This window comes from Streptomyces sp. WM6378 (assembly GCF_001279695.1).
Lineage (GTDB): Bacteria > Actinomycetota > Actinomycetes > Streptomycetales > Streptomycetaceae > Streptomyces.
This window is the reverse complement of sequence record NZ_LGDD01000314.1, coordinates 1-26,577: the sequence shown is the minus strand read 5'-3', so window position 1 is coordinate 26,577 and position 26,577 is coordinate 1. Positions and strand designations below refer to the sequence as shown.

The following is a 26,577-nucleotide window of genomic DNA, read 5'->3' as shown; positions in this document are numbered from 1 at the left end:
CAGGAGCAGATCCGCAGCGGGGCGCCGCCCCACATCCGGGCCTCGGCTATGCCGGGCGCCGGGGCGTCCTGGCCTGATGAAGAGTCAACCCCCGGCGGGCTTGCGGCGGTACGGTGGCGAGCGGGCCAAGCGGTATACCGCGTATATACGGGCAGGTGCTCATGACCGCGCGCACACCGAACCAGCAACTTCGTGACCTCGTCGCCGAGTCCGGCCTCACCTACGAAGCCCTGGCCAAGGCGGTCCGGGCGGTCGCGGCCGAATGCGGCACGGCGTTACAGACAAACAAGAGCGCTGTGGAGCACTGGATCGCCGGAGCAACCCCGAGAGGGGACACCGGCCGCTATCTCGCCGTCGTCCTGTCCCGGCGCCTGGGCCGTCTCCTGACCCCGTGCGACCTCGGCCTCCCCACCGGCGCGGGCGAAGCGGAGAATGACACTATCGGGCTGTCCCTCAGCAACGACCCGCTGGACGCGCTCCTGCCGATGTGGAGGTACGAATTGGACCGCCGCCACTTCCTGACCGGCTCCGCGTACTCCGTGGCCGCCGCCGCCCTGCCACTCACCCACGTGCACGAGATCGCCGCCCGCACCGCCGCCGCCCGCACCGGCCACACCGTCGGCATGCCTGAGGTCGCCGCCGTCCGCGACATGATCCGCGCCTTCTCCGAAATGGACGAACGCCACGGCGGGCAGCACGGCCGCAGCGCCCTGATCACCTACCTCCGCGACGACGTCGCCCCGCTGTGCCGGGCCCGCTTCCGCACCGACGAGGTCCGTCAGCAGATGCTGTCGGCCGCCAGCCGCGGCGTGCACCTGCTCGGCTGGAAGAGCTACGACGCCGGCCAGCAAGGACTCGCCCAGCGCTACTACCTGCAGTCCTACGCGCTAGCCGCCGAATCCGGCATCCCCGGCCAGGACGGTTTCGTCATGCGCACCATGGCCATGCAGGGCCTCAAGCTCCACCGCCCCGAACACTGCCAAGGCCTCGCCGAAACGGGCCTGAACCGGGCCAAGGGGCGAGTCGACGCCGAGACCGAAGCCCTCTTCCGCGTGGTCCACGCGCACACCCTCGCCAAAATCGGCAAGCGCCGCGGCGCCCTCGCCGAGGCCGAATACGCCCGCACCCTGATGACCAACGCCCCCGGCGACAAGGTCGAGTTCTGGGCCCTGACATGGGGTCCGCCAGCAGCATCCGTCTACTCCCGCACCGCCAAGGTCCACGAGACCCTGGGCGATCACCGCGCCGCCGCCGAGCAGTACGCCCTGGCCGCCACCGCCCGCCCAGCCGGGACCTACGCCCGGATCGTCGCCCTCGATCTGGTCGCGGGCGCCGAGATGCACCTCAAGCGCGGCGGCATCGAGCAGGCCTGCGCCACCTGGCACCGGGCGATCGACCACATGGACGGCGTGCACTCCGTCCGCACCCGCAAGGCCGTCAGCCGCATGAGAGGCGACCTCGCCCGCTTCCGCGCCCGAGGCCTACGGTGCGCGGCCGAACTCGACGAACGCGCCCGCGACTTCCTCACCAACACTTAAGTCGGCCTCGTGCTCAGACGATGCCCTGCGTGTAGCGAGCAACGAGCGGCTCCAGGTAGTCCGCGTGCGGACCGCTCAAGCAGGCCAGCTCGGCCGGCGAGCGCACTAGCGCGATGTCATCGAGTTCGGGTTCACCGCCCAAGGCGAGCTCGGCTGCCGAAGCAGCCGCGAACCCTTCACGCAAGGCCGTCTCAGAAAGGGGTGGGGCAAGGTAGGTCAGGCCGATGCTGCCGTTCTCTCCCCGGGTAACGACCCACAGCCTCAACACCCCGGGAGCAGCCTCGATCCCCAACTCCTCGGCCAGCTCCCGCGCCGCCTGGCCGGCCAGCGCCACCTCATCCAACACTCCGTCGCCCGGTGGCGGCTCCACCGAACCTCCCGGCAGCTGCCAACGGCCCGGAGCAGCCGTGGAAGACGACATTCTCACCGCCAGCACACGACCGTCATCGATCGGCTGGACAACGTTCACGAACAACGACGGCAGCGCGGTCGCACCCGGAACCCGGCGCAGCGCGTAGTGCCGGTAGGTCACCCGCACCCAGGACAGCAGCAAGGTCGTCGAGCCCGTCCACTGCAGTCCTGCACACGCCACTACGGGCCCGTCGAAGAGCGTGGGGTTGGCCTGGACCGCCATGTCCCAGGCACGGTCTCTGGCCGATTCATCCTGGGGGGACAGCGGTGGCTCCTCAGCCTCCTTCAGGTAGAGCCGTTCGACACCAAAGAGGTCAATACCCACAGGGGGCAGCGTCTCGGTCACCGGCCCATCGTAGAACCGCGCGGACGGGGGTTGTGGTGAGCGCTTCACGCTCTACTTACCGTGGTCGCGGCACCTGGTGGATAGGCTCCTCTACCTCGACGGCGACGGAAAGCGGTTCTGGGAGGGCATCCAGGGCAGCGGTTTTGGCGCTGTGAAGTGCTTGGGAGAGAGCGGTGGCGACGGCTTCTGCGTGAGTGGTCAGCTCGTCAAGTTCCTGGCTGGCGAAGTCGTGTCCCGCTGTCCGTGCCAGCAGGTCGAGCGCCTCGCCGCTGGCAGTGGTCAGTCGCTGGATCTGCGCCCACTCCTGGTAGCGGGCATCGGCGTTGGCGATGTGCTCGGCGTAGGCCTCTATGGCGAGGACGCGGTGCTCGATGCCGTCGAGACTGCTCTTCAGTGTGTTGCGCCACGGCCGCAGCAGTTCGGTGAGAGCCAGGCCTTGCGGGTTTTCGGGCTCCTGTCGACGTAGGCGGGAGTAGTCCGCCAGTCCGCGGGCCACTTCCCAGACGTGCGTGGGGAGCAGATTGTTGCGTTCACGGTCGACCAGGTCCTCTGCGTGGACCCTGGAGGCGAGGACTTGGTGGTGTGCCTGGTCCGCACGGACGAGCAGGGCATAGGCGTCGTCGGTGAGTTCGTCGGCCAGGATGTAGTGCCCGTGGGCATCGTCGAGGCTTTGGAGTTTCTTGTTGTCCGACGCCTGGCGCAGAGCGGCCGCCAGGGCTGTCAGAGCTACGCCGCCCGCCCACACCATGAGAGCAACCTCCACGAAGGAGCCGGCGGTCTGCCACAAGTGCCGGACCAGAGCTCCGAGCGTCCTGGTCAGGTCTGGCCTCGACTGGGCTCGGGTCTCCAGCCCCATCAGGGCATAGCGGGCCAGTGCTCCCGCGCCGAGCACTGCGCTGCCTTTGAGCAGGACCGGCAGGGCTGCGAGTGCTGGGTGGCGCCTTCGGCGGGCGGGGACACTGTCGCTGGCGGGCGTCAGCAGGGCGCGCGGAGCGCTGAGCAGGGCGCGCCGCTGGTGTTCTGGCAGGGCCGGGTCAATGACGAGATTGGCCGGCGTCACTTGGCCGCTCCTGGCGCAGCGAGTCGGGATGCGTCGGGTCGCAGGGCCGAGTGGGCAAGGTCCTTGATCGCGGCGAGTGCGAGTGCGGCGCTGAGTAGTGCCGGTAGTCCCACGAGATAGCAGTGGGGAGAGGGCAGGAGCCAGGACGCGGCTGCGGCTCCGAAGGCAGCACCGGCGAGTACCGGGCCGAGAATCACTCCTACCAGGTCGATCATGGCAACGGTCCTGTGGCCGCCGTTGGATCGGGCGACGGCGGCCGCGACGGTCGGGGCGGGCTGGCTGCGGGGAACAGGCATGGGGATGGTCCTTGTCGGTGGGCCAGGTCACGGCGGTGGGCGTGCGGCTGCTACTCCGGGAGAGCGGAGAGCGGGATCTCGCCGGGCCAGAACGGCTGTTGGGTGACGGCTTGGTCGATGTGGTGGGCAATGACGTCGAGCACGGCGTCGCGTCCGCTGATGTCCTGGTGGGCTTGGCCGACGGGGCCGAGGGCGACAAGCCGTACGGCCGGGCCGCAGCAGACAAGGGCCAGGTCGACCGTGCCCAGGCTCAATGTCAGTGCGTCGCAGCCGTCGCCCAGGGAAAGGGCCAGGAGATCGTCGACCAGTGCGTCCCAGTCGTATGGGCACGGCGAGTCCTGGCCGAGGGCTAGTTCGTGAATGAGGGTGGAGAGCGGGACGACTTCCCCTGCCCGGCGCGCCTTTCCCGTGGTCAGCTGGTGGTGGAGCAGGCGGCCGGCGGGCTGGTGTGCGGCGGGGTGCAGGAGCGTCTCGGCGACTACGACGGTGGCGTTGATGTCCGGCGCAGGGGGGTTGCCCGGATAGGGGGTGTGGGCGAAGAGGAAGTAGAACGTGCCAGCGGTCGCGGAGGCGAGGGGCTGGGTCTGGGTGTCGGTCACGGGATGCTCCACGGGGTCGAAGTGCGGCCGGTACGGACGTGGTCGGCCGGGTAGCCCGGGCAGGGGGCAGAGGCAGAAGCCCTGTCCTGCCGTGCGGAACGGCGGTTTCGGTGCGAGGCGCTGCTGCGCCTGGCGAGGAGGGCGAGGCTTGCGAGGGCGAGGCCTAGGAGCAGTCCCGTTGCGACGTGCAGGTAGAAGGACGGCAACGCGTGTTCCAGGTCGGGGTCGTGGAGGTGCGCCGTCACCTGCCACAGGACCGGGACGCCGATGAGGAGTACGGCGCGGCCGGCCAGTGCCGGTCCGATCACGTCCGTGGCGGAGGCAGTTGTGGACGGGCGGTGGCGCAGCAGTGTTCTCGCGCCGAGGGCCGCGCCCAGGATGAGCGGGTACCAGGTGCTGAGGGCCGTCTCGAGGCTTGGCATGGTCAGGCCGCCGGACGCTGGTCGATGTCGAGGCCGGGGTCGTCCTCGGTGATGTCGGGGTGGTCGTAGCCGGGGGCGGCGCTCCACCACGGGACCTCCGGTGCGGTCCGCGGCGCAGGGGCGTCCTGGAGGTCCAGGTGCGCACGGAGTTCGTTGGTCAGCAGGTTCTCGAAGCTGCCCGTGCCGCGGGTTGCGGCGAGGTAGCCGAGCCACAGGTCCCGGATCACCCAGCGCGCCAGCAGTTGGTACTCGTCGGCGTACTGCCATTGCACCGCGCCGAGTGCGGGGAGCCGGCCGGTGTGCGCGCGGGCGGCCAGGAGTTCGGTGACGAGCGGACCCGATGTGGGGGCCCAGGCAACGGCGCCCTCGCAGGGGAACGGCTGGGGCGCCGGGAGGGCTGAGGGCCGGGGGCGTCGGGGGATCAGTCGGCGGCGCAGTGACACAGGAGGTTTCCCTTCACAGCGCTGGATGTACGGGCTTGTCGTCACTGTTCGCCGGCTCGCTCACCGCGGCGCTTACCAAATCCGGGGACGCTGGGTCTCGTTCCGCTCACGGTTCGTCCAGCGGTTCCCTGCTGTTCTTTCCACGGCTGGTCACCACGGGGGAGGCGTGTGCGGACGACTGCGCAGGGGGTGCTCCGGGGGGGCGTGGGGTGCGCAGTTGGGCGGGACTGCGCATCCCGCCCATGGCCGTTGCGCAGCTGCGTGCGCACCGTGTGTCGGCGGTGTCGCGGCGGGGGTTGCGCAGTCGCGGCGTGGCCGCCGCGGCCGGCTGCGCACCGGCCGGGTGGAGGTGCTCGGCGCGATGCGCGTGCCGCTTGGCGGGGCTCGGTGCTGGGCGCGGCGGTGTGCGCAGCGCGCGGAGTTCAGGGTGCTGTGGAGGTGGCTGCGGGGGCGGTGAGCTGCGGTGGTAAGTGCCTCTCAGGCGGACTTACCACGCTGGTCGACGCGCTTACCACGGCGCTTACCACGAGGTCAGCGCCGCTTACCACGAGAGGAGTTATGGGCCCGTGACGGATTGCGGGCCAGGTGGCAAGCGGGGCGGTAAGCGGTGGGGCGAAGGGTGAGGGCAGATGCCTTCGCCCTTCCGCTTGCTCCAGGAGCTCGACATGCGTGCCTTCTTCTCTTCGCCCAAGCGGCGTGACCCCGATGCCGGACCCCCTGCCGAAGAGAGCCCCGCGCTGCGCATGCGGGTGTCGGGACGCCGCCGGGCCGTCCTGGTGCGCACGGCGGTGTGGGCGGCGCTGGCGGCCGGACCGCTCGCTCTGGCTGTGTCGTGCGCCGTGCCTCATGGCGTGGTGCGCACCCGCCCGGCGCCCGCCGCTTCCGGCGCCGGGGACAGGGCTGCGCAGTCGGTGGTTGATCCGTCGGGCAGTGCGCAGGTGTTCCTCGCGCTGTGGCTGCGGGCCGGATCGTCCGGGGACGCGGCGGCTGTCGCGGCGTTGCGGTCGATGGCGCCGTCCGTGGCGGTGCCGGTGTGGGGTGAGCATGCCCCGGCTGTGGAGCGGGTCGTCGCGGTCCGGGCGGTGCAGGTGTCGGGGGCGGCCTGGTCGGTGACGGTCGCTGCCGAGTTCCGCGCGAGTGCACAACCGTCGCCCGGCGGTGTGGCGTCCGCGGTGCGGTACTTCGCGGTCCCGCTGGTTGTCTCCCAGGGGAAGCCGAAGACGGGGGTCGTCCCGGGGGTCACGGTGACGGCGGCGCCCGCCGAGGTCGCCGCCCCGGCCGCGGCCAAGGATGGTCCCTCGCTGGACTCGCTGTACGGGGCGGAGGTGTCTGCCGGCTCGCCGTTGGCGGTGGCGGCGGGTGAGTTCCTGGCCGCGTACGCCAGCGGGGCATCGGGCGCTGAGCGGTATCTCGCGCCGGGCGTCACGCTGCCTGCGCTGGTTCCGGCTCCCTATGCGGGGGTGTCGGTGGAGCGGATCAGTGCGGACGGCCACGGGGACGGGGCGGTCGCCGCGGACGGGAGCCGGGTGCGTCTGCGGGTCCAGGTGTCGGCTCGGGACGCAGCCGGAGGGCAGTGGCCGCTGACCTATGCGCTGGAGTTGTCGGCCCGCCAGGGGCGGTGGGAAGTGGCGGCCCTGCAGTCGGGCCTTGAGCCCGCGGGCTCCCGGGCGGTCGGCGGGGGGCAGCGATGACGTCGTCGGCGGTGCTGGCGGGACAGCTCCAGGACACCGGCAACCACCTGCTGTCCATGGGATCGAGCTGGGGGGACCAGGCCCTGAAGGTGTCCCTCGTGGTGGTCGTCGTGGTGACCATCATCCGGAAGTTCTCCCTCAAGGCCGGTATCGGGAGCCTGTTGTGCCTGGTGCTCTGTCTGGGCATCTACAACGGCCGCACGCAGCTGGCCGACGCCGTCAAGAGCGAGTTCACTTCGACAAGCCAGGGCGCGGGCTTTGTCGGCGGCCGGCATCCGGCCGGCATCGCCCTGCGACCGGACGCAGCGCACGACGCTCCTCGGGCAGGGCAGGCATGACGGCCGCGACCGCTCCCGCAGCGGCGCAGGACCGGGTCGCCCGCTCGTACACCCGGGCCCGCCGCATGCCCTGGGTGCTCGGCAAGATCGGCGATGTCACCTTGTGGCTGGGCCCCTACAACGCGGCCCAGTTGATCGTGGCGGCCGTCGGCGCCTTCGTGCTGATCAAGACGTTCAGCTGGTGGTCGTTCCTGGGGCCGCTGCCGGTCATCGGCTGGGTGGCAGCTATCTGGGTGCTGCGCGGCTCGACGATCGCCGGGCGCCAGCCGCTGTATGCGGTGCTGGGCTGGCTGATGTTCGCCGTGCAGCCCGCCACCGGGCGGCTGGCCGGACGTGCCGCCAAGGCGGCCCGCCCCCATGTGGTCGGCGTCGGCTGCCTCATCCAGGAGACCGTGCCGTCCGCTCCCGGCCCCGAGCCGGTCCCGTCTCTGGTGACGGCAGCGGCGCTACGGCCGGCCCCGCGGCCCGCCATGGCGCGCCCGGCGCCGACCGCGCTCCAGCAGCTCCTCAACGCCCGCCAGGGGGTGGGGGCATGAGGATCGGGATCCGGCACATCATCGATCACCTGGTGTGGTCGGCGGACGGAACAGCGTGGGCGGTCTTCCGGGTTGCGCCGGAGGGCTCGCGCTACATGGGAGCCCGGCAGCGCAACGACCTGATCGACCGGGTCACGACGCTGGCCCGTTCGCTGCCGCACGCGGCGCGGGTGTACTCGCTGTGCGCGCAGCTCGATCCAGGAGAGGTCGTCGCCCGCACGCTGGACGGCGTCGACACCGCGCGCCATCCGTACTGGGCCGAGGTCGCTGATGCGCGTCTGAGGCTGCTGGCCGGACCGGAGTTGGTGACGCCGCTGGAGATGCACCGCCGGACCTGGTGGCTGGCGGTGCCGGTGTCCACGGCCGGGGCCTGGGCGAAGGCCTCGGCGGCCCTGGGCACGGCCTGGTCCGAAGTCGCCGGTGTGCTCGGACTGCGGCAGGCGCCGGTCTCGGCCGGCGAGGTGGAGCAGGCCCGCCAGGCGGCGGACCAGCTGGCCGCCGATCTGGGCGGCTCGCTCGGCCTGCATCCCGCGCGCCCGGCGGAGATCGCGTGGATGTTCCAGCACGCGATCGCCCGCGGGGCGGAGGAGCCGCTGCTGAGCGAGGCGCGGGCGCAGGGCCTGTACGGCGGGCAGGTACGTGACGGCGTGGTGCGCAGCCCCAGCTATGCGGATCTGGTCCAGGCCGTCCTGCTGGAGGGCGGCCGCGAAGACGGCGCGGTGAAGCCGCCCGCGAACCGTGCCCGGCGTAAGGCGGGCGTGCCGGTGGGGCGCCGGTGGCTGCAGGTGAGCAGCGAGTTCGGGCTCGGCTATCAGGCTCAACTGGCGGTAGCACAGCTGCCGCGCGCGGTGTTGGCCCAAGACGCCGACTTCCTGGCACAGCTGGAACGCCTGCCGTTCCCGGTCGACTTCACCTGTGACCTGAAGATCCTGCCGACCGAGACGGTGCTGGCCCAGATCACGAAGGCGAAGCGGAACCTGGTCGACCAGGCGGAACAGTACAGCGCACAGCAGGCCACCGGCGTGCCTGAGCACATGCATGATCACGCCGATGATCTGGGGGACATGGATGCCCGGGCCTCGCGCGGCCAGGGCGTCGAGGTGGAAGTCCAGTCGGTCACCGTGATCACAGTGTGGGCGCCGACCTCGGAGGAGTGTGACCGGCGCGCCCGGGCCGTGACAGCTGCGCTGCGTGCCACCAGCCGCCGTCTGGCCCGCCCGGTCGGCCTGCAGGAGGACCTGTTCGCGCTCACGGTTCCGGCGAGCTCCACGCCGCCACGGACCGCGGAGTTCACCCAGCATCAGTTCAGCGAGGGCTGGGCGATGAACGGTGCGTTCACGGGCTGCGAGTTCGGCGATGAACGGGGCCAGATGATCGGTGTCAGTCTGGAGTCGGGCACCGTCCAGCCCGTCCTGCTGGACTTCGCCGACGCTCCGGTCCAGGACGCCAGTGCCTCCTTCGGCGTCGTCGGGGACCTCGGTGGCGGCAAGTCGGTGTTCTCCAAGGAGATCGCCAGCGGGATCGTGGACCGGGGCGGCCGGGTCATCGCGATCGACCGCACCCCGATGCGTGAATGGGCCGCCTTTGCCCACTCGGCGGCGCCGGGCCGCTGCCAGGTCATCGACGCCGCAAAGGCCCAGTTGTCCATCGACCCGCTGAGGATCTTCCCGCGCGGTGTCGGCGCGCACTACGCGTTGTCGTATCTGACGCTGCAGCTGGGCATCGGGCCGATGACCGCGCACGGTGCCGTCCTGAAGCGGGCCGTGGACGTGGCTGCCGCGTCCTCCTTCCCGTGCATGGCCGCCGTGATCAGCGCGCTGGAGGAGATGGCGATGGACGGCGGCGGTTCCCGCAGCCAGGGCGCCACCACGCTGTGCGACCTCCTGCAGGTCGTCGCGGACAACCCGCTGGGCGCCGCCGTGTTCGATCCGGAACTGCCGCCCGCCCAGCTGGACGGCGCCGGATCCGACTTCGTGGTCATCACCACGGCCGGACTCACACTGCCGCCCGCGGCGGCGGTGCGCAGCGCCGAACTGCTGCGCACCCAGCCCCTGGAGAGCCTGATCGGGCGTGCGGTCCTCTACCTGATTGCGGCCCTGGCCCGGCAGGTCGCCTTCACCGACCGCGACCGGTTCTGCCTGATCCATGTCGATGAGTGCTACTGGCTGACGGGCTCGGCCGAGGGGATGGCGCTGGTCCACGAGATCGTCCACGACGGCCGCAAGCACGCTGCCGGGATCGGTCTGGTGGGGCACGACCGCGACGATCTCGGCGACGAGGAGACCCGCGGTCTGCTCGCCTACCGCTTCGTGGCCCGCACCGCCGACCCGGTGCTCGCCGCCCGCGCCCTGGCCTTCCTCGGACTGCCGGCCGGGGATGAGGACCTGCTGCGGATCGTCACCACCGAGCTGTCCCCGGTCGGGGCCAAGGACCGGGCCGGTGAACTGCTCGGCAGGGACCCGCGGATGCGGATCAGCCGCTTCCAGGTCCTGGTCCCCGAACTCGCCCGCCTGCTCGACGCCATCTTCACCAGTCCCAGCTCCCCGACCGCCGGCGAGCGCCCCGGACGGGCCGCGCCCATGGATCGGGCCGCAGGTCTGGTCCGCAGCACCGGAGGCCGCTGATGCGCACCCGTACCGTCCTGTTCGCCGCCGTGATCATCGCGGGCCTCGCCCTGGTGGTGGCTGCCGTCCGTCCTGTTCCGCCGGACCCACCGTCCCCGGCCGCCGACAACCCGTGCCAGCTGATCGCCGGCCCCGCCCGCGCCTGGTGCGACAACAGCCGCTCCAGCCAGGGAGAGGGGACCCGGTGAGCGCCCGCAGGCGGTGGCTGACGGTGGCGGCGCTCGCCGCCCTGGTGTGGCTGGCCGGGACCGGCGGGGCATACGCGGCGGACGGCGCTCCGGCCGGCGGCGGGCTGTTGGGCCCCTTGAACGTGAAGACCCCCGAGAACATCCCCCTGGACCACTACGAGTTGATCGGCGGCGGCGACGGGGTCATCGACACGATCCAGCAGTTCCTCATGTCCGGCCTGTTCGCGTGCGCGCGCACGTTGGTGGGCCTGGCGTGCTGGCTGGTCGACTGGGCCTACCGGTTCCCGATCATCAATAAGCTCACCGGGCCGGCGCAGCATCTCTCCGACGCCTATCAGGCCCGCGTCGTCACCCCGCTCGGGATCGCTCCGCTCTTTTTGGGCTGGGCCTTTGTCTTCGGTCTGATTCTGGTGATGCGGGGCCGGCTGGCCCGCGGCTTCGGCGAGATCGCCCTCACCCTGCTGATCTCCGCACTCGCGGCGACCAGCCTGGTGCGCCCTGACGTGATCCTGGGTCACGACGGGCCGCTGCAGCAGACCCAGCGCGCCGCTCTGGAAGCCGCCTCGCTGACCTCCCAGCAGGGCAAGACCACCCCCACCGGCCCCAACGACCCGTGCGGCCTGATCACCGGCCCCGCCCGGGACACCTGCCTCAACACCCCGCCACCGGCTGCCGACAAGCCCCCGGCCGGCAGCCGGCCCTGCGACGCGGTGGCGGGCCCGGCCCGCGACCGCTGCCAGTCCGGCCCGGCCCTCGCGGCCGCCGACGTCTCGGCGCCGATCACCCGGACACTCACCAACACCCTCGTCGTCCAGCCCTACATGCTGCTCTCGTACGGACAGATCGTCAGCCCCGGCGACCCGCTGTACCAGGCGCACTTGCACAGCCTCGACCCGCAGGCGGACCCGGAGACCGCCAAGCGCAAGAAGGCGTGCAGTCTGCTGAAGGGACCGGCGAAGGGGTACTGCGAGAACCCGGACGCCGGGTGGGACGGTGACAAGGACAGCGCCGACAGCAAGATGCAGGCGCGGACCCAGCCGTTCGCCAAGGCAGGCGATGGCGGCAAGGCCGCCATCGCGTACATGAGCCAGGAGAGCTGGGAGCGCGTCCTGGGTGCGCTGCTGGTGCTGCTCGCCGTGGTCGTCATCTTTCTGGTGGTCCTGGCCATGGTGATGGCCTCGCTGGCCGCCCAGTTCGGATGTGTGGCGGCCGCCGCGATCGGCTGTGTCGTGTTCGCCTGGGCCCTGCTGCCCGGGCCGAACCGGTCCGCACTGTGGAAATGGCTCGGCACCTTCGCCGCCGCCTCGGTGGTGCTGTTCGCGATCTCGGTGTGCATCCCGGCGTTCGGGATCGCCGCCGATGTCCTGCTCGCCGACAGCCGGAGTCCGCTGATGGAACGGCTGTTCCTGCTGGACGGTCTGGCGGTGACCCTGCTCGCTCTGCACCGCAGGATGCTGCGTAACGCCGGGAGTATCGGGCAGCGGTTCGCGGCGCGGATGAAGTTCGCGCGGATCGGCGGAAACCTCCTGAACGAGAGCGCCGCCTCCACCGGCATGGCGCTGGCCTCCCTCGGTGTCGGCAGCCACGGCGGCGGGGGGCTGGCTCTGGGGCTCTCACCGGCCCGGGCATCGCTGCTGGGCCGCCACGCCCACCTCGCCGCGGCGGTGAGTGCGCTGGGCGACCGGGAGGGCATGCCCGGCCATCCGGCCGGCCTGCTGGCCGATGCCCGGGCGGAAGGCCGCCGCGCGCTGGCCCCGCTCGCGGTCACCGCACGGATGGCGCACGCCGCCTGGGTCGGCCCGCCCCGCGACGACGGCCCGTCACCCTCGGGGGGCGGCAGAGGATCCGGCCCGGGCAGCGGCGGCGGAAGCAGCCCGGCGGCCGGGCCTCAGCGGCAGGCTCCGATGGTCGTCGATTCCCGCACCGGACTGATCCTGTCCGACCCGACACAGGGTGTGACACCCATCGGGGCCCGTCTGGAGGAGCGGCTGCGCCGTACCCGCGGCGGCCGGGTCCTGGCCACCACCGGCAAGCTCGCGTTCAACTCCACCATCGGCGCACCCGCCACGTGGACCCGGGCCCGGCACAAGTCGACGCGTCTGACCCAGTCGATGGGACGCCAGCTCACCCACTACGACCACGTCGCGGCCCAGTGGCTGCGGGAGTCCCGCGCCGGAGCCCGCGACCTGTCCACCCCGGTGCGCCGGGCCGCCCAGGCGGTCACGCGGCCGCTGCGCGACACCGCCCGCCGCTCCCCGGGGCCGCGCCCATGAGGAAGCTGGGATGTCTTGCCGCCCTGGCGGCTCTGGTGGCGTGTGCGCTGGCGGTGATGGTGCTGTTCGCCGCCCGCAGTTCGTCGAAGGCCCCGGCCCCCGGCCAGGTCGCCGCGGTGGCCGGGATCCCGGCCCGGATGCTGGCCGCCTATCAAGCGGCAGCGGTGAGCATCGGCCGTGAGGTCCCCCGGTGTACGGGGATGACCTGGGCCGTCCTGGCCGGTATCGCGAAAATCGAATCCGATCACGCGGCCGGCCACACCGTCGCCGCCAACGGCGACATCACCCCCCGGATCCTGGGCCCGGTCCTCAACGGCTCCGGAGCCGGTGGGAACACCACCGCCGTGCCGGACTCCGACCACGGGCAGTTCGACGGCGACGCGTCGTACGACCGGGCGGTCGGGCCGTTCCAGTTCCTGCCCTCGACCTGGCAGACCAGCGGCCGCGACGGCAACGGCGACGGAAGGCGCGACCCGCACAACGCCGACGACGCGGCGCTGGGCGCGGCCGTCTACCTGTGCGGCGACGGCCGCAACCTCGCCGACCGCAACCAACTGCGCAGCGCGGTCTATCAGTACAACCACTCCCAGGCCTACGTGGACGAGGTCCTGTCCTGGGTCGACCGCTACGCCCAGCTCGGCACCGGCCGGATCACGGTGGGCGGTTCGGTCCACGGCGGGGCTCGTACCGTGCTCGACGCCGCACTCCAGAAGAGCGGCGTCCCCTATTCGTGGGGAGGCGGGGATGCGAGCGGCCCGACCCGCGGCGTCTGCTGCTCGCCGGGCGGTTCGTCGGGAGCCGGCATCACGGGCTTCGACTGCTCGGGCCTGACCACCTACGCGTTCGCCCAGGTCGGCGTCAGCCTGCCGCGCACCGCCTCGGCGCAGGCCGCGGTCGGCCGCCGGATCCCCGCCAGTGCCGGTGTCGAGGCCCTGCAGCCAGGCGACTTGGTGTTCTTCGCCTACAACCCGGCCAGCGACGCCACCATCCACCATGTCGGGATCTATATGGGGGGCGGACAGATGGTGAACGCCGCCCGTCCGGGCACGGTGGTGCGCTCCGAGCAGGTGTGGCTGTCAGGATTTGCCGGAGGGGCCCGCCTGCTATGACCTTCGGCTTCTCCCCCCGTCTGGTGTCCCCCGCGCTGTGGGCGTGCTCCGTCATCCTGGCCGGCGGCGGCCTGTGGCTGCTCACCCATCCGTCACCGGCGCACCGCCCCACCGCCCCGCTCCGGCAAGCCGTTTCGGCTCCGGTGGCTCCTGCGCGCGCTGCCCCGCCCGCCAGCCGGCCGCCGCTCGTCGCGCCGGCGGACACGGCGCCGGCTTCGGGGTCAGGATCGGTCCGCCCCGGGCCGGCGCATCCCGTCAAGCCTCCGGTGCCGGTCGCCGGGGACAGCCCGGGCGGGGACGCCGCCATTCAGCAGCTCCTGGACACCTCCCAGCCCGCCGACCTCCCGCCCGGACTGGAGCGGGAGTTGGTGGATCTGGCGGGCCGCATCTGGCGGGCCGAGACGACCGGTCAAGGCCGCAGCCAGTGGCCCGGCTACTTCACCGACCCCGCCCCGCCCCACAGCCCGTACACCGGCGTCCGTATCCAGGCCGGCTTCGCCCGCAAGAGCGCGGGCGGGCGGGTGCAGGTCCGCCTGGTGTGGGCCGGCACGAATCCGTCCGGCGAGGCGGCCGGGGGCCGTCTTGCCGAGATCGTGCTGCGCCCCTCCCCCGCCTCCGCATCGACCGCCACCACACCCTGGGAGCCTGTCCGTTGACCCCCTACGCCGCCGAGCTGATTCCCACGCTGTGGGCCACCGCCGTCGCTCTCGTACGCGCCGTGCGCACCACCCTCGGGTGGGTGGAGCATCATCTGGTGCTGCTCGTGGCCGCGTTCACCGTCGGCTATCCGGTGGCCGCCCGCGTACGGCGGCGCATCGCGGAATCCTTCGCCACTGACCGGGTCCGCTACCAATACCGAGCCCAGGCCCGGTTCGACCCGGATGCCGAGCAGATCTGGCGCCAGGCGGCGCTGCTGGCCCGCGCGGCCCGGAGCGGCCCGTGGTGGGTGCCCGGGTGGGCCAAGACGGTCCGGATCATCCTGCGGGCCGATGGCACCAGCCCCCTCGACTTCTATGTGGAGGGCTCGGGGGCCGCCGCGCAGCTCCTGACCGCAACGCCGTACAAGAAGGTGACCGTCTCCAAGGCCCAGCGGCGCCGGGACAAGCACCGCGACCACACCGTGCGCGCGGAGTTCCTCCTGGCCGGCCCGCCGGCGGCTCGCCTGCGCGAAGTACCGCTTGAGCCGGACCCTTTGCAGCCCCTGGTCGACGCGCTGGCGACCTTGCGGGCAGATCTCGGCGACCTCGCCGAGATCCACCTCGACCTGCAGTCGGTGCCTTCCTGGCGGCTCCGCCTCAAGCAGTGGCAGGTCCTGGGCGAAGCACGCGCGAAGGCGCACAGCAATGCCCGGCGGGAATCCCGGGCCGCCCACAGCGCCGCGCTGGATGCGGAGGACTCGCTGCGGGCTTACCTGTCGGACCTGGTCGGCGGGGACGAAGGCAGGGCACCCCGCCGGATGGTGGTGCCCGCCCGGCCGCGCCCGGTGGACCGCGCCAAGGCCCTCGGCAAACTCCAGGACTCCACCGGCCTGCTCCGGGTGCAGATCCTGGTGCGCTGTTCCTCCGACGAGGAAGGCCGGGCCGAGGCCCGCGTCGCCCACATCTCTGCCGCGCTGGACGTGTTCTCCACCACCAGCCGGCTGCGCCCGCGCGGAGTGAGCGTCGGCCCGCTGCGCATCCGGTCCGATCACCGCCTCTACCGGCGCTCGTTCGACCGGCGCTTCACGAGCGGCCATCTCACGGGTCCTTCCTCGTGGGTGCACGCCGAGGAGATCGCGGGTCTGCTCAAGCCGCCCACCGTGCACTGCACCCTGCCCCTGCTCGCCTCCGATCTGCCCGTCTACACCCCGGGGGCCAAGGGGCTGCTGCCCCTGGGCTGGCACACCGGCCCCGACGGCGTCGAGCGCCTGGTCGCGTCCCGCCTGTCCGACACCCGGTTCTCGCTGCGTATCGGCAAGAGCGACTACGGCAAGACAACCCAGGCCCTGGTTCAGTTCGTTGCCCTCGCGCACGCGGGCGAGGGCAGTCTCTACATCGACCCGCACGGCGACACCTTCGCCGACACCGCGCCCTACCTCGCCCACCCCGAGATCATGGAGCGGCTGTGGCACATCGATGTGTCCGACCGCGTCACCGACAACGACCAGGCCCACCTGGGCACCTGGAACACTCTCGGCCTCGAGCACGGGCAGAGTCCGGCCAAGGTCGCGCAATCGGTTGTCGACACCTTCACTGCGGTGCTCGGCTGGAGCGATCAGTCCCATCCCCGGGCGATGACGCTGTTCACGAAGTCCGTCGGGGCCCTGCTCACGGTGAACGAGAAGGCGGTCGCCGCCGGGCTGCCCGACCGCCAGGCCACCCTCTTCCAGATCGTCGACCTGCTCGGCGACCCGGTCTGGCGGGGGAGGGTGGTGGAGCATCTGCCGGCGGAGGAGGCCCGCTGGTGGCGCACCACGTTCCCGACGTATCCGGACGACGCGGCGAACCCGATCACCAACCCGCTGGACCGGCTGAAGGACAACCCGGCGTTTAGGGCGTTCCTGGGCTGCCCCACCAGCAGCTACAACGTCCGCCATGCCATGGACAGCGGGAAACTCGTCTGGCTGTCGCTGTCCACTTCGGGGCCGAGCAGCCGGCTGCTGGTGGCCACGTTGTTCAACGACCTCTACCGCGCCGGGCTCTCGCGCCGCGATACCGCCCCCGGTCACCGGGTGGAGTGCCACGTCTTCGGGGACGAGCAGATTTCCACCGATGCCGCTCTCAGCGGCCCGGTGTTCGCGTCCATCTGTGAGGAGCTCCGCAAGTTCGGCATCCGGATGCACGTGCTGGCGCAGCTGCCGCAGCGGCTGAGCAAGTCCACCCTCGACTCTCTCCTGCAGAACGCGTCGATCCTGTCCACGACGGCCGGGTCCACGGCTGCCGTGTCGGTGATCGCGCAGGAGTGGGACGGCCGGGTCGACGTGGCGGAGGTCGCCCAACTCGACCGGTTCCAGCACTACATCAGCGTCGTGCATGACGGCCGCCGGCTCGGTCCGCTCCTCATCCGCGGCCCGCAGCTGGAGGAGGTCTTCGGGGCGAAGGCCCGGCCGCGCAAAGTCGGCCAACTACAGCGTCGCGTTCTGGCCAATCTTGGCGCGCGGCCGGTGCACGAACTCCTGCGCACCGCAGCGGCCCAGAGCGGGCTGGTCGCCGCGTTCCTCGACCCGAACGCCCCGTCGCGTCAACCCGATGCACGGGCACCCCAGGACGAAGAGGGGCCCACCACCCCGGACGTCAAGTAACTGGCATATGCCAGGACGTACCGGTGCGCACCGTAACCGACTCTCGTTACCCTCCGGAGCTGCCGATGACTGCCCGCACATCGCCTGCGCCTCGCCCACCCAGTCGACCCGTGACCTGCGGGGAAATTGTGACCCGATCCGTCCTCCGTTGCGACAGTCAACTGCGGGAACAGGGTGGGATCTTCACAGTGAGTTGCGTAACGTGACGCGGGCATGTTGCTGTCTGAAGATCCACCGCAACACACGGTCATCAGCGGCCGGTGGGAGCGGACCGAACCACACAAGGGTGGCCGCAGCCACGACCCACGAAAGTCTCAGCGGAGGCGTTATGGCACCACTGACGCAAGCCACTCATCGAACGTTCCTCAGCCGCCGCGCAGTCCGCGCCACTGCCGCGGCCGCCGTGCTGTGCGCATCGATGGCCCTGTCTGCGTGCAGCAAGGACAGCACCGCCGATGCAAAGCCGACCACTACCTCTTCAGCGAGTTCGGCCGCGCCGACTGCGGCGTCCCCGAGCGCCGATCCGCAGAGCGCTGAGAAGAACGCCGTACTGGCTGCGTACACCGGGTTCTGGGCGGAGCAGGTCAAGGCGTACGCCAAGGCCGACACCAAGGGCACCGAGTTGAAGAAGTACGCCACCCTCGATGCCCTGGGGCAGATCGATATCGACGTGGCTCGCATGCAGAAAGCCGGGACCGTCGCCCAGGGACAGCCCACGCACGACTCCAAGGTCACTGCGCTCGACGCGTCGAAGAAGACTCCCGACGCCACGATCACGGACTGCCTCGACATCTCCAACTGGAAGGAGACCAAGGCCAAGACCGGCCAGGTCATTCCCTTCCCGTCCAACCAGCCCACCCGCTACCAGACATCCGCGTCGGCCGAAAAATGGGGGAACCAGTGGCTGATCACGAAGGTCACGACGCACGGCGACCAGCACTGCTGAAGCCGTTCCCCCTGGTCCTCACCCTTGGCCTTGCCCTGACCGCGCTGCCGGCCGTGGCACAGGCAGATGACGACCCGGTGGTGGGCGGCACCTGCGGGGGCATGCGGCTGTATGTCACCGCCTGCGCCCAGTCCCCTGGGCAGGGCGGGGGCGGCGAGACAGCGCAGAAAACCTCCACCGGATCCGAGGCCACGGAATCGAGCAACGCCCCGAAGTGCAGCACAGAGAAGATGGACCCTCAGCCCCCCGCCGACAATCTCGGCTGGGAAGGTCACAAGCCGGGTGACGGCGCGGTCTACCGGATCTGGTGCGACACCGGCCGCACCGGTGTCATCTGGGCCGGCGACGCTCCTGCAGCCCAGGCCGTAGACCCCGAAGTCCTGGCCCGCCAGGCCGTCGACCGGATGAAACTGACCGGCCCGGACATCAACATCAATCCGAAGCCGGGCGGCAAGGGCCTGGTCGGGATGCCGGTGTGGCTCGCGGTGAACCAGTCACCGACGACGTACGGGCCGAACTCGGCGACCGCGACGGCGGGCGGCGTGACAGTGACCGCGGCGGCCCAAGTCTCGCGAATCGACTGGGCGATGGGCGACGGGCAGCACGTGGTCTGCAACGGACCCGGCAAGCCCTACAAGAAGGAGTACGGGCTGGCGACGTCGGACTGCGGCTACGTCTACCCCCAGCCCTCCACCCGGCTGCCCGGCGGCGCCTACCCGGTCACTGCGACCGCCACCTGGAACGTCACCTGGCAGGTCACCGGCGGCGGCGCCCAAAACGGGCAGTTCACCCAGACCCGGCAGTCCAGTGTGCAGGTCACCATCGTCGAATCCCAGGCCGTCAACCAGTAAGCGCTCGTGCCCGACCAGGAAGTTGGACCTCGCATGGACACCACCACGCCGCCGGTGCCGGCCCCCCGCGTCGTGCCCCAGCCTGACCTCGCCATCAGCACGGGTACGAAGAAACGCGGCCGCAAATGGTCACCATTCGTGCTGTTCGTGCTGGTGGCGCTGGTCGGTGCGCTGATCGGCGCGGTGACCGTCACACAGGCCGGCCAGCGGGTGAACGTGCTGGCGGTGGCGCGGGATGTGCCGGCCGGTCACGCTCTGACGGATGCCGATCTGACGGTGGCTTCGTTTGCCGAGGACCCGGGGCTCTCTCCGGTGCGTGCCTCCGAGCGGTCTTCCGTCGTCGGGCGGCGGGCGACGGCCGACCTGCGCCGCGGCGGGCTGCTGACACTGGCGCAGCTGACGGCGGGCAAGTCGCTCGGCGACGACAAGCAGCTGGTCGGTGTGGAGGTGAAGCGGTCCCAGGCTCCGCGTGATGCGCTGGTGGCCGGGGACCAGGTGCTGGCCGTGATCCTGCCGTCCGACGGCGCGCAGAGTCCGAACCCGCCGAAGGGCGCATCCAGTTCGGGCAGCGGCGGCGAGGCGGCGTCGATCACGGCGACCGTGGTGTCGGTGGGCCAGCCGGATGCCTCCGGCGCCTACACCGTGAACCTGGCGGTCGACCCGGCCCAGGGCGCGGAGCTGGCGATCAAGGCGGCGGCCAAGCAGGTCGCCCTGGTCCGTAACCCCCGGAGCTGACCATGGCGTTGATCGCACTGGTGTCCGCGAAGTCCTGCGGGGTGACCACCTCGGCGGCCGCGATGGCGTTGGCCAGCCGGCGTGACGTGCTGCTGGCCGAGCTCGACATGTCCGGCGGCAGTCTGCGGCACGGCCTGCTGAGCGACGTACTGCGTCACGGGCGGCCGCTGGACGGCCACATCGGGCTGCACAAATTGCCGCAGGCGCACTGGGAGACGACGGAGAGCGGGCAGTTCACCCCGGCCGTCTCCGATCACCTGTGGCCGCTGGACGACACCGACGCCCGGGTCGCACTGCCGGGGCTGACCGATCCGCGGGATGCGGCCGCGTTGTCGGCCGCGTGGCCCGGACTGGTCACCGTGCTGCAGCTGGCCGACCAGCAACTGGGCTGGGACGTCGTGGTCGACGGCGGCCGCCTCGTGATGGAGGGCGGCCGCCCCCACCCCGTCCTCACCCCTGCCCCGGTGCTGTACGCGGCGGATCTGGTGCTGCTGGTGGTGCGGCCCGAAGAGGCCTCGCTGTCCCTGGCCATTCCCGTCGCGCAGGCGCTGCAGACGGCGCTGGCCGCGCACGGCACCGGGGGGCGGGCGCTGGGGGCACTGGTGGTCGGCCGGGACGGCTACCCGGCCCAGGAAGTGGGCCGGGAACTGGAGCTCCCGGTCCTGGGGCAGCTGCCGTGGGACGAGAGGACCGCCGCGTACCTGTCGCGCGGCGGCGGCGCGCCGCGGGGGCTGGCACGCTCGCCGCTGATGCGGGCCGCTCGCGATGTGATGGGCCCGTTGCGGGAGTTCGCCAACAAGCGGCGCCTGCACCTGCAGATGAGGCAGGCCCAGGCCACCACGCCGGCGATGGCCCGGTTGATGCAGCAGCTCGCCCAGCGTGGGGGGCAGCATGGCTGAGTCCGGCCGAAGCGGCACGAACGGCATGGGCGGTGTGAACGGCACCGGGGCGCAGACCCGGCTGGGCGGCCTGCTGAACGGGCACACCGCCGCACCGGCTGCCCCTGCTGCCCTGGCCCTGCAGGTGGCCACCGGGCCCGGGGCCTCGGCGCCCGCGGCCGGGCCGTCCGGCCTGGGCTCCCTGGCGGCACTGCCGGGGATACTGCCGGTGCCCTGGACGGAGATCACCCGGCTGCGGCAGAAAGTCGCCGACGACATCGGCCAGGTGAAGCGGGAGCAGCGGCAGGCCGGCCACGAGCTCTCGCTCCAGGACCAGGAGGAAGTGGCCCGGGCCCGCATCCTGCGGCGGGTCGCGGCGTGGGCCCCGGAATGGGCGAAGGAGCATGTCCCGCTCGGCGCCGAGGACTTGGAGCGGATCCGCAGCGAGATCTTCAATCTGCTGTTCCTGGCCGGGGCGCTGCAAAAGGTCCTGGACCAGCCCGGTGTCGAGGACGTCCTGATCGACGGGCCGTGGATGTACGTCGACTACTACGGGCAGCCGCGGCAGCGGCTGCGCTCCCCGTTCTCCAGCCGCGATCAGGCGGTGGAGTGGGTCAACCAGATGGCGGCGGAGTCCGGGCACGGTGAGCGGCAGCTGTCGTATGCGACGGGCAGCGTCGATTTCCGGCTGCCCGATGACTCCCGGGTGGCGGCCACCTTGCTCACCAGTGAGCATGTCATCGCGATCCGGCGGCACGTGCTGAAGTCGTCCACGCTGGAAGACCTGATCGCGTGGGGCACTGTGGACTGGCCGCTCGCGGCGTTCTTGTCGAAGGCGGTGAAGGCCGGCCTCTCGATGATCATCGCGGGGGACATGGCGGCCGGGAAGACGACCATGCTGCGGGCGCTCGGCCGGGAGATCCCGCAGCATGAGCGGATCGCGACGCTGGAGAGCGACCGCGAGCTGTTCCTGGACACCGACGAGACCCCGGCCCATGTGCTGGCGTTCGAGGCCCGGCAGGGCAACGGCGAGATCGACGCGGCGGGCCGGCTGAGCGGCCAGGTCACCCTGGCCGAGCTGGTCCGGATCGCGCTGCGCTACAAGGCCAACCGGGTCCTGGTCGGTGAGGTCCGCGGCGACGAGGCCATCGCCATGCTCCAGGCAATGCTGCGCGGCGGCGCCGGGTCGATGTGCACCCTGCACGCCAAGGACCCCGAGGCGGTCATCGACAGCCTGATGATTCCGCTGGTCGAGGGCGGTATGAGCGACCGGGCCGCGTACCGGCTGATTGCCGGTGCCGTCGACCTGGTCGTGTATGTGGACCGGATCGACGAGTCCTACCTGGTGGACCCGCTCACCCAGCACTACGGCCGCAACCACCGCTTCGTCACCCACGTCTGGGAGACCGCGGGCCTGGCCGAAGGCGGGGGCGTCGCCCTGGCGCAGTTGTTCGCACCGCGCGACGAGGAGGTGCGGGCCGTGCGTACCCGCACCCCGATGGACGAGCGGCGCCTGGCCAAGCTGATCCGGGCCGGATACCAGCGCCAGTGGCTGCACGACTACCCCGACGGCCAGTGGCAGCCTCTTCAGCTGATCGGAACCGCCCTATGACGTCGTCCTCGTTCTCGCTGCTGGGGATGCTCGCCGGTGTCCTGATCGCGCTCGGCATCGCCGGGGCCATCGCCGTGCTGCGCGGCTGGCAGCCGCGCCGGCGCATCGAGCCCGGCGCGCTGCGCCGCCGCGCCCGGCGGGCGCTGGAGGAGCTGCCTTTGGTGTGGCAGGCCAACTACCGCTATCTGCTGGCCGCGTCGGCGGTGCTGGGCGTGGTGATGTGGGCGTGGACCGGCTGGCCCGTGCACGGGCTGCTCGCGGCCGGAGCGCTGGCCGGGCTGCCGTTCATCCTGCATCCGGGCGGCTCGGGCCGGGTGCAGATCGCCCGCCTGGAAGCACTCGCGGAGTGGCTGCAGCAGCTGGCCAGCGTGATCAGCGGCGGCAAGCCGCTGTCCCAGGCCGTCCAGGACCTGACCACCGTCCCGGCCGCGCTGCGCCGCGAAGTCGGCCTGCTGCAGATCCGGTTGGCCTCGGGCGTCCAGCCCGCCGAGGCCTACCGGCTGTTCGCCGACGACATGGGCGAACGCGTCGGCGACGACGTCGCCATGCTGTTTTGCGACCATCTCAAGACCCACGGCCCGCGGCTCTCGCACATCCTTGCCTCCCAGGCCTCCCTGGTCGCCCACCAGGCCGCCGACCTGACCGACATCGACGCCGAACGCGCCAAGGCCCGCTCCACCGCCCGCCGGGTCTCCCTGTTCGCCCTGCTGGTCGTCGCGGTGCTGCTCGCCAACCCCGCCTACACCGCCCCGTACGGCACACCGCTCGGCCAGCTCGGCATGATCGCCTGGACGGCTGCGTTCATCGCGGCGCTCATGTGGCTGCGCAGGATGGCCCGCCCCAGGCCGGAGCCCCGGCTGCTGCTGACCGCCGCCCAGCGCGAGGAGACTTCCCGATGACCGTGTCGCTGCCCGGCATGCTCGCCGGTGCGCTGACCGCCCTCGGCCTCGCGCTCGCGGTGCGCGCGCTGCTGCCGCGGCGGGTGCCGCTGGCCAAACTGCTGGCCCGCACCCACAACCCCGCCCCGCCCCAACAGGCCGTGGCGGACACGGGATCCGCCCGGGCCCGGTGGGCCGAGCAGGTCGGCACCCGGCTGCTCCAGACCGGCACGGTCGCCGCCCGGCTGCCCGCCAAGGATCTGAGTCTGCTGGAGATGCGGCCGGCCGCACTGCTGGGCCGGTGCGCCGTGTACGGGCTGCTGGGGATGCTGCTGCCGCAGTGGATGCTGCTGCTCCTCACGCTCGGCGGGCTGCATCTGCCGTTCGCCGTGCCCGTCGCGTTCGCGCTGATCGGCGGCGTGGTGTTCGTGTTCAAGTGCTTCGACGACGTGCGCACCCAGGCCCGACAGGCCCGCGAGGAGTACCAGTTCTACGCCGCCAGCCTGCTGGAGCGGGTCGCCCTGGCGCGCGCCTCGGCCGGTGCTTCCGAGGCGCTCATGCAGGTGACCACCAGTGCGGACGGCCGGGCCGCGGTCCGGATCCGCGACACCCTGGAGCACGCCCGGCTGTCCGGGGTGAACCTGTGGGACGCCCTGGAACAGCTCGGCCAGGACATCGCAGTGCCCGAACTGTCCCGCCCGGCCGCCTCGATGGCCCTCGCCGGTGAGGAACACGCCGCGGTGACCGCCACGCTGGAGGCACAGTCGGCTGTCACCCGCCGCACCACGATGGCCGCCCGGCGGGCCGAGGCCAATGAGAAGACCGAGGCGATGACGGTGCCCGCGCTGGCCATCGTGTTCCTCATGGTCATCTTCTCGGTCGTCCCCCCACTGCTGCGGATCATGACGTTCTGACCCGCCCCTGCCCCCTGTCCCTGTCCTGCTTAAGGAGAACCGATCATGACGATGTCTTCCCGCCGTTCCCGGCTGGCAGCCGCGCTGCGCCACCGCTGGGCCTCTGCCCGCGCCCGGCTGCGCGACGACCGAGGCTCCGCCACCGAATGGGCGCTGATCACCGCCGCCGGCGGCACCCTGGTCGGGTTGGTGTTCGTCGCCATCAACACCAAGATCGGGGAGAAGATCACCACCATCCTCGGCTTCTGACGATGCCCGAACCCACGAGCAGGCAACCACGGTGGCGCCTGGGCGAGCGGTGGCGCCAGGACCGGGGAGCGATGGCGCTCGATGTGGCGCTGATCTTCCCCGTGGTGCTGCTGATGCTGTTCGCCCTGATCCAGGGCGCGTTCTACTTCCACGCCCGCCAAGTCGCCCAGCACGCCGCGCAGATCGGAGTGGACGCGGAGCGCGCCTACGACGCCGCCCCCGGATCCGGCCCGGTCGCCGCCGACGCCTTCCTGACCCGTGCGGGCGGTTCGCTCAGCCACCCCGTGGTGAGCGTGGATGCCCCGGCGGGCGGACAGGTCAGCGTGCTCGTCACCGGCGATGTGATCACCATGGTGCCGGGCTGGACCCTGCACGTCTCCAGCCGAGTCCAGGCTCCCCGCGAGGAGTTCACCCCATGATCCTGCACCGTCTGCTGCGCGATGACCGGGGCAGTACCGCGCTGACCACCGCGATCGCCGCCCCCGCCGTGCTGGCCCTGCTCGCCCTGATCATCGCTGCCGGGCGGGTCACCCTGGCCCAGGGCGGCGCGGACGCCGCCGCCCGGGCTGCGGCCCGGACCGCCTCCCTGACCCGCGACCCCACCACCGCCGACGCCCAGGCCCGCGCCGCTGCCCAGCAGGCGCTGGACAACTCCGGCCTGCACTGCACCCAGATGACCGTCGTCCTGGACACCAGCGGACTGGCCATGCCGGTCGGGCAGGCCGCCACCGTGACCGCCACCGTCACCTGCACCGCCCCTCTCAGCGATCTCGCTCTGCCGGGGATCCCCGGAGCCAAGACCCTGACCGGCACGATGACCAGCGTCGTTGACCAGTGGCGCGCCCGAGCCCCCCGGAGCGCCTCATGACCCGCTGGCTGCAGCGTCTGGTGGCCGCCTGCCGGGACCACCCGGACCGGGGCAGCCTGGAGCTGTTCTACGCGGGGGTCGCCCTCATCGGTTTCCTGGTCGTCGGGCTCGTCGTGGACCTCGGCGCCGCGCTCAACGCCACCAGCGACGCCGACTACCGCGCTCAGGAGGCCGCCCGGGCCGGCGCCCAGCAGCTCGATGCCGGCCAGGCCATCACCGGCGAGGCCCTCGTCGTCGACCCCGCAGCCGCCCAATCCGGCGCCCGCGCCTACCTGGAGGGCCGGCACCTGGACGGCGATGTCACGGTGAGCGCGGACGGGCAGCAGCTCCAGGTCACCGTCCACACCACCTACCAGCCGATCTTCGCGTCGTTGCTCGGCTACACCCGGCTGCCCGTCACCGGGCACGGCGGTGCCGTCCTGCTCCACCAAGCCAAAGGCTGACCCCTCATGCCGCACTCCCCCGCCCACCGCGCCCCCTGGCCACTCACCATCCTGCGGGCCCTGTTCGCCCTGGCGACGCTGGCAGCCCTGGTGGCCGGAGTGCCCCTGCTGCTCCTGGCCGTCGGCCACCTCCCCGGCCATCTGCCCACCTGGGACGAGACGACCGGCCTGCTGGGACGGCCGGACGACGGCAGCCTGCTGCTGCCGACGATCACGCTGGCCGCGTGGGTCGCCTGGCTGTGGCTGACCATCCCTGTCCTGCTGGAGACCGGCGCCGTGCTGATCCGGCGCTCCATCCCCCGGCTGCCCGGCATGGCCACCGGCCAGCGCCTGGCCGCCTTCCTGCTCGGCAGCATCCTGCTCGCCTCCCCCGCGGCCGTCGCCAGCGCCGCCACTCCCGCCGTGGCCGTGACCGCCACCCACACCCCGCACACCCTTGACCGCCACCCCACCGCGGCCACCGGTCCCAGCACCGCACCCGCGGCGGACCGGAGTGCCGCAGCCGACCGGGCTGCCGTACCCGCGCTCTCCAAGCCGTCGACCGGCACGGCCGCAGAACGGCCCGAGGTACATGTCGGGGCGGACGGGTCCAGCTGGTACGACCTGGCCGAGCAGTACCTCGGCAACGGCCTTGCCTACGCCCAGCTCCAGCACGAGAATCCCCATCTGCCCACCGGCGACTACCTGCCCGCCCACAGCACCGTCTACCTGCCGCACGGCACCGCCGTCCCCGCAGCCACCCCCCCCGGAAAAACAACCCCCCCGCCGGCCGGTAACCCCCAAGGCATCCAGACCCAGCTCGCCGCGGCGCCCGCCCCGGCCGACCGCGAGTACACCGTCAAGACCGACGACTCGCTGTCCCTGATCGCTCAGCACGAGCTCGGCACGGCCGACCGCTGGCACGAGATCTACGAACAGAACAAGGGCGAACCCCAGGCGAACGGCCACCCCTTCGACGACCCCGACCTGATCTTCCCCGGGCAGAAACTCGACCTGCCGCCCCACGCCGCCCCCGCCCCACCGCCCTCCGGCACCGACCAACCCAAGCC

The 26,577-nt window shown here is 71.8% G+C and carries 27 protein-coding genes and 1 pseudogene; 22 read left to right on the top strand and 6 right to left on the bottom strand.

The annotated features are described in order from the left end of the window. Positions 1 to 161: 161 nt before the first annotated feature. Positions 162 to 1,538, top strand: a complete 1,377-nt coding sequence (locus ADK54_RS31405) for a hypothetical protein (protein ID WP_053729153.1) — start codon at positions 162 to 164, stop codon at positions 1,536 to 1,538. Between the two features lie 13 nt (positions 1,539 to 1,551). On the opposite strand, the gene ADK54_RS31400 is transcribed toward ADK54_RS31405, so the two are convergent. Genes ADK54_RS31400 through ADK54_RS31380 form a run of 6 tightly spaced genes read right to left on the bottom strand, consistent with a single transcriptional unit; the run spans position 1,552 to position 5,115 of the window. Continuing rightward, positions 1,552 to 2,295, bottom strand: coding sequence for an NUDIX domain-containing protein (locus tag ADK54_RS31400; protein WP_234392278.1), 744 nt, complete (start codon positions 2,293 to 2,295; stop codon positions 1,552 to 1,554). Between the two features lie 55 nt (positions 2,296 to 2,350). Beyond that, positions 2,351 to 3,355 (bottom strand): hypothetical protein, encoded by a 1,005-nt coding sequence (locus ADK54_RS31395; RefSeq protein WP_053729152.1) that lies wholly within the window; start codon positions 3,353 to 3,355, stop codon positions 2,351 to 2,353. Continuing rightward, positions 3,352 to 3,651, bottom strand: coding sequence for a hypothetical protein (locus ADK54_RS46380; protein WP_159047955.1), 300 nt, complete (start codon positions 3,649 to 3,651; stop codon positions 3,352 to 3,354). Before ADK54_RS46380 ends, ADK54_RS31395 begins: the two co-directional genes overlap by 4 nt. Positions 3,652 to 3,701: 50 nt before the next feature. After that, positions 3,702 to 4,250 (bottom strand): hypothetical protein, encoded by a 549-nt coding sequence (locus tag ADK54_RS31390; protein ID WP_053729151.1) that lies wholly within the window; start codon positions 4,248 to 4,250, stop codon positions 3,702 to 3,704. Beyond that, positions 4,247 to 4,672 carry a hypothetical protein gene (locus ADK54_RS31385; RefSeq protein ID WP_053729150.1) on the bottom strand — a complete coding sequence of 142 codons (426 nt, stop codon included), beginning with the start codon at positions 4,670 to 4,672 and terminating at the stop codon, positions 4,247 to 4,249. The genes ADK54_RS31390 and ADK54_RS31385 overlap by 4 nt, the downstream gene beginning before the upstream one ends. 2 nt (positions 4,673 to 4,674) lie before the next feature. Further along, positions 4,675 to 5,115, bottom strand: coding sequence for a hypothetical protein (locus ADK54_RS31380; protein ID WP_053729149.1), 441 nt, complete (start codon positions 5,113 to 5,115; stop codon positions 4,675 to 4,677). Between the two features lie 629 nt (positions 5,116 to 5,744). Here ADK54_RS31380 and ADK54_RS31375 point away from each other — a divergent pair. The 21 genes and pseudogenes from ADK54_RS31375 to ADK54_RS31275 form a co-directional block, all read left to right on the top strand. Continuing rightward, positions 5,745 to 6,806 carry a conjugal transfer protein gene (locus ADK54_RS31375; RefSeq protein ID WP_053729148.1) on the top strand — a complete coding sequence of 354 codons (1,062 nt, stop codon included), beginning with the start codon at positions 5,745 to 5,747 and terminating at the stop codon, positions 6,804 to 6,806. Beyond that, on the top strand, positions 6,803 to 7,144 hold the full coding sequence (locus ADK54_RS31370) for a hypothetical protein (RefSeq protein ID WP_053729147.1): 342 nt from the start codon (positions 6,803 to 6,805) through the stop codon (positions 7,142 to 7,144). Before ADK54_RS31375 ends, ADK54_RS31370 begins: the two co-directional genes overlap by 4 nt. Next, positions 7,141 to 7,680: a hypothetical protein gene (locus tag ADK54_RS31365; protein WP_053729146.1), complete on the top strand. Its 540-nt coding sequence runs from the start codon at positions 7,141 to 7,143 to the stop codon at positions 7,678 to 7,680. Before ADK54_RS31370 ends, ADK54_RS31365 begins: the two co-directional genes overlap by 4 nt. Next, positions 7,677 to 10,304 (top strand): ATP-binding protein, encoded by a 2,628-nt coding sequence (locus ADK54_RS31360; protein WP_053729145.1) that lies wholly within the window; start codon positions 7,677 to 7,679, stop codon positions 10,302 to 10,304. Before ADK54_RS31365 ends, ADK54_RS31360 begins: the two co-directional genes overlap by 4 nt. After that, a complete protein-coding gene (locus tag ADK54_RS31355; protein ID WP_053729144.1) occupies positions 10,304 to 10,492 on the top strand; it encodes a hypothetical protein in 189 nt (62 codons plus the stop codon). Before ADK54_RS31360 ends, ADK54_RS31355 begins: the two co-directional genes overlap by 1 nt. After that, positions 10,489 to 12,765: a hypothetical protein gene (locus tag ADK54_RS31350; RefSeq protein ID WP_053729143.1), complete on the top strand. Its 2,277-nt coding sequence runs from the start codon at positions 10,489 to 10,491 to the stop codon at positions 12,763 to 12,765. The genes ADK54_RS31355 and ADK54_RS31350 overlap by 4 nt, the downstream gene beginning before the upstream one ends. Next, a complete protein-coding gene (locus tag ADK54_RS31345; protein WP_053729142.1) occupies positions 12,762 to 13,874 on the top strand; it encodes an NlpC/P60 family protein in 1,113 nt (370 codons plus the stop codon). Before ADK54_RS31350 ends, ADK54_RS31345 begins: the two co-directional genes overlap by 4 nt. Continuing rightward, positions 13,871 to 14,530: a hypothetical protein gene (locus ADK54_RS43990; protein WP_053729141.1), complete on the top strand. Its 660-nt coding sequence runs from the start codon at positions 13,871 to 13,873 to the stop codon at positions 14,528 to 14,530. The genes ADK54_RS31345 and ADK54_RS43990 overlap by 4 nt, the downstream gene beginning before the upstream one ends. Further along, positions 14,527 to 17,154, top strand: coding sequence for a hypothetical protein (locus ADK54_RS31335; RefSeq protein ID WP_053729140.1), 2,628 nt, complete (start codon positions 14,527 to 14,529; stop codon positions 17,152 to 17,154). Before ADK54_RS43990 ends, ADK54_RS31335 begins: the two co-directional genes overlap by 4 nt. Before the next feature lie 328 nt (positions 17,155 to 17,482). Further along, on the top strand, positions 17,483 to 18,100 hold the full coding sequence (locus ADK54_RS47825; protein WP_234392277.1) for a hypothetical protein: 618 nt from the start codon (positions 17,483 to 17,485) through the stop codon (positions 18,098 to 18,100). Next, positions 18,055 to 18,951 (top strand): ATP/GTP-binding protein, encoded by an 897-nt coding sequence (locus tag ADK54_RS31325; RefSeq protein WP_234392276.1) that lies wholly within the window; start codon positions 18,055 to 18,057, stop codon positions 18,949 to 18,951. The genes ADK54_RS47825 and ADK54_RS31325 overlap by 46 nt, the downstream gene beginning before the upstream one ends. A 33-nt stretch (positions 18,952 to 18,984) precedes the next feature. Then, entirely contained in the window at positions 18,985 to 19,686 is a 702-nt protein-coding gene (locus ADK54_RS31320; protein WP_053729139.1) for an SAF domain-containing protein, read from the top strand. Between the two features lie 2 nt (positions 19,687 to 19,688). Next, positions 19,689 to 20,585 (top strand): MinD/ParA family ATP-binding protein, encoded by an 897-nt coding sequence (locus ADK54_RS31315; RefSeq protein ID WP_053729138.1) that lies wholly within the window; start codon positions 19,689 to 19,691, stop codon positions 20,583 to 20,585. Further along, the gene (locus tag ADK54_RS31310; protein WP_107090664.1) at positions 20,578 to 22,176 is read left to right on the top strand and encodes a CpaF family protein; all 1,599 of its coding nucleotides are present in this window, start codon (positions 20,578 to 20,580) and stop codon (positions 22,174 to 22,176) included. Before ADK54_RS31315 ends, ADK54_RS31310 begins: the two co-directional genes overlap by 8 nt. Next, complete coding sequence (locus ADK54_RS31305) at positions 22,173 to 23,075, top strand: type II secretion system F family protein (protein WP_053729136.1); 903 nt, start codon at positions 22,173 to 22,175, stop codon at positions 23,073 to 23,075. Before ADK54_RS31310 ends, ADK54_RS31305 begins: the two co-directional genes overlap by 4 nt. Beyond that, positions 23,072 to 23,968 carry a type II secretion system F family protein gene (locus ADK54_RS31300; protein WP_053729135.1) on the top strand — a complete coding sequence of 299 codons (897 nt, stop codon included), beginning with the start codon at positions 23,072 to 23,074 and terminating at the stop codon, positions 23,966 to 23,968. The genes ADK54_RS31305 and ADK54_RS31300 overlap by 4 nt, the downstream gene beginning before the upstream one ends. Before the next feature lie 45 nt (positions 23,969 to 24,013). Further along, positions 24,014 to 24,217 (top strand): hypothetical protein, encoded by a 204-nt coding sequence (locus tag ADK54_RS46375; protein WP_053729134.1) that lies wholly within the window; start codon positions 24,014 to 24,016, stop codon positions 24,215 to 24,217. Between the two features lie 2 nt (positions 24,218 to 24,219). Further along, complete coding sequence (locus ADK54_RS31290; RefSeq protein WP_063802089.1) at positions 24,220 to 24,636, top strand: TadE/TadG family type IV pilus assembly protein; 417 nt, start codon at positions 24,220 to 24,222, stop codon at positions 24,634 to 24,636. Then, positions 24,633 to 25,085 (top strand): TadE/TadG family type IV pilus assembly protein, encoded by a 453-nt coding sequence (locus ADK54_RS31285; protein WP_053729132.1) that lies wholly within the window; start codon positions 24,633 to 24,635, stop codon positions 25,083 to 25,085. The genes ADK54_RS31290 and ADK54_RS31285 overlap by 4 nt, the downstream gene beginning before the upstream one ends. Next, entirely contained in the window at positions 25,082 to 25,528 is a 447-nt protein-coding gene (locus ADK54_RS31280; RefSeq protein ID WP_063802088.1) for a pilus assembly protein TadG-related protein, read from the top strand. The genes ADK54_RS31285 and ADK54_RS31280 overlap by 4 nt, the downstream gene beginning before the upstream one ends. 6 nt (positions 25,529 to 25,534) lie before the next feature. After that, positions 25,535 to 26,577: pseudogene (locus ADK54_RS31275) on the top strand (LysM peptidoglycan-binding domain-containing protein); the annotation flags it as partial.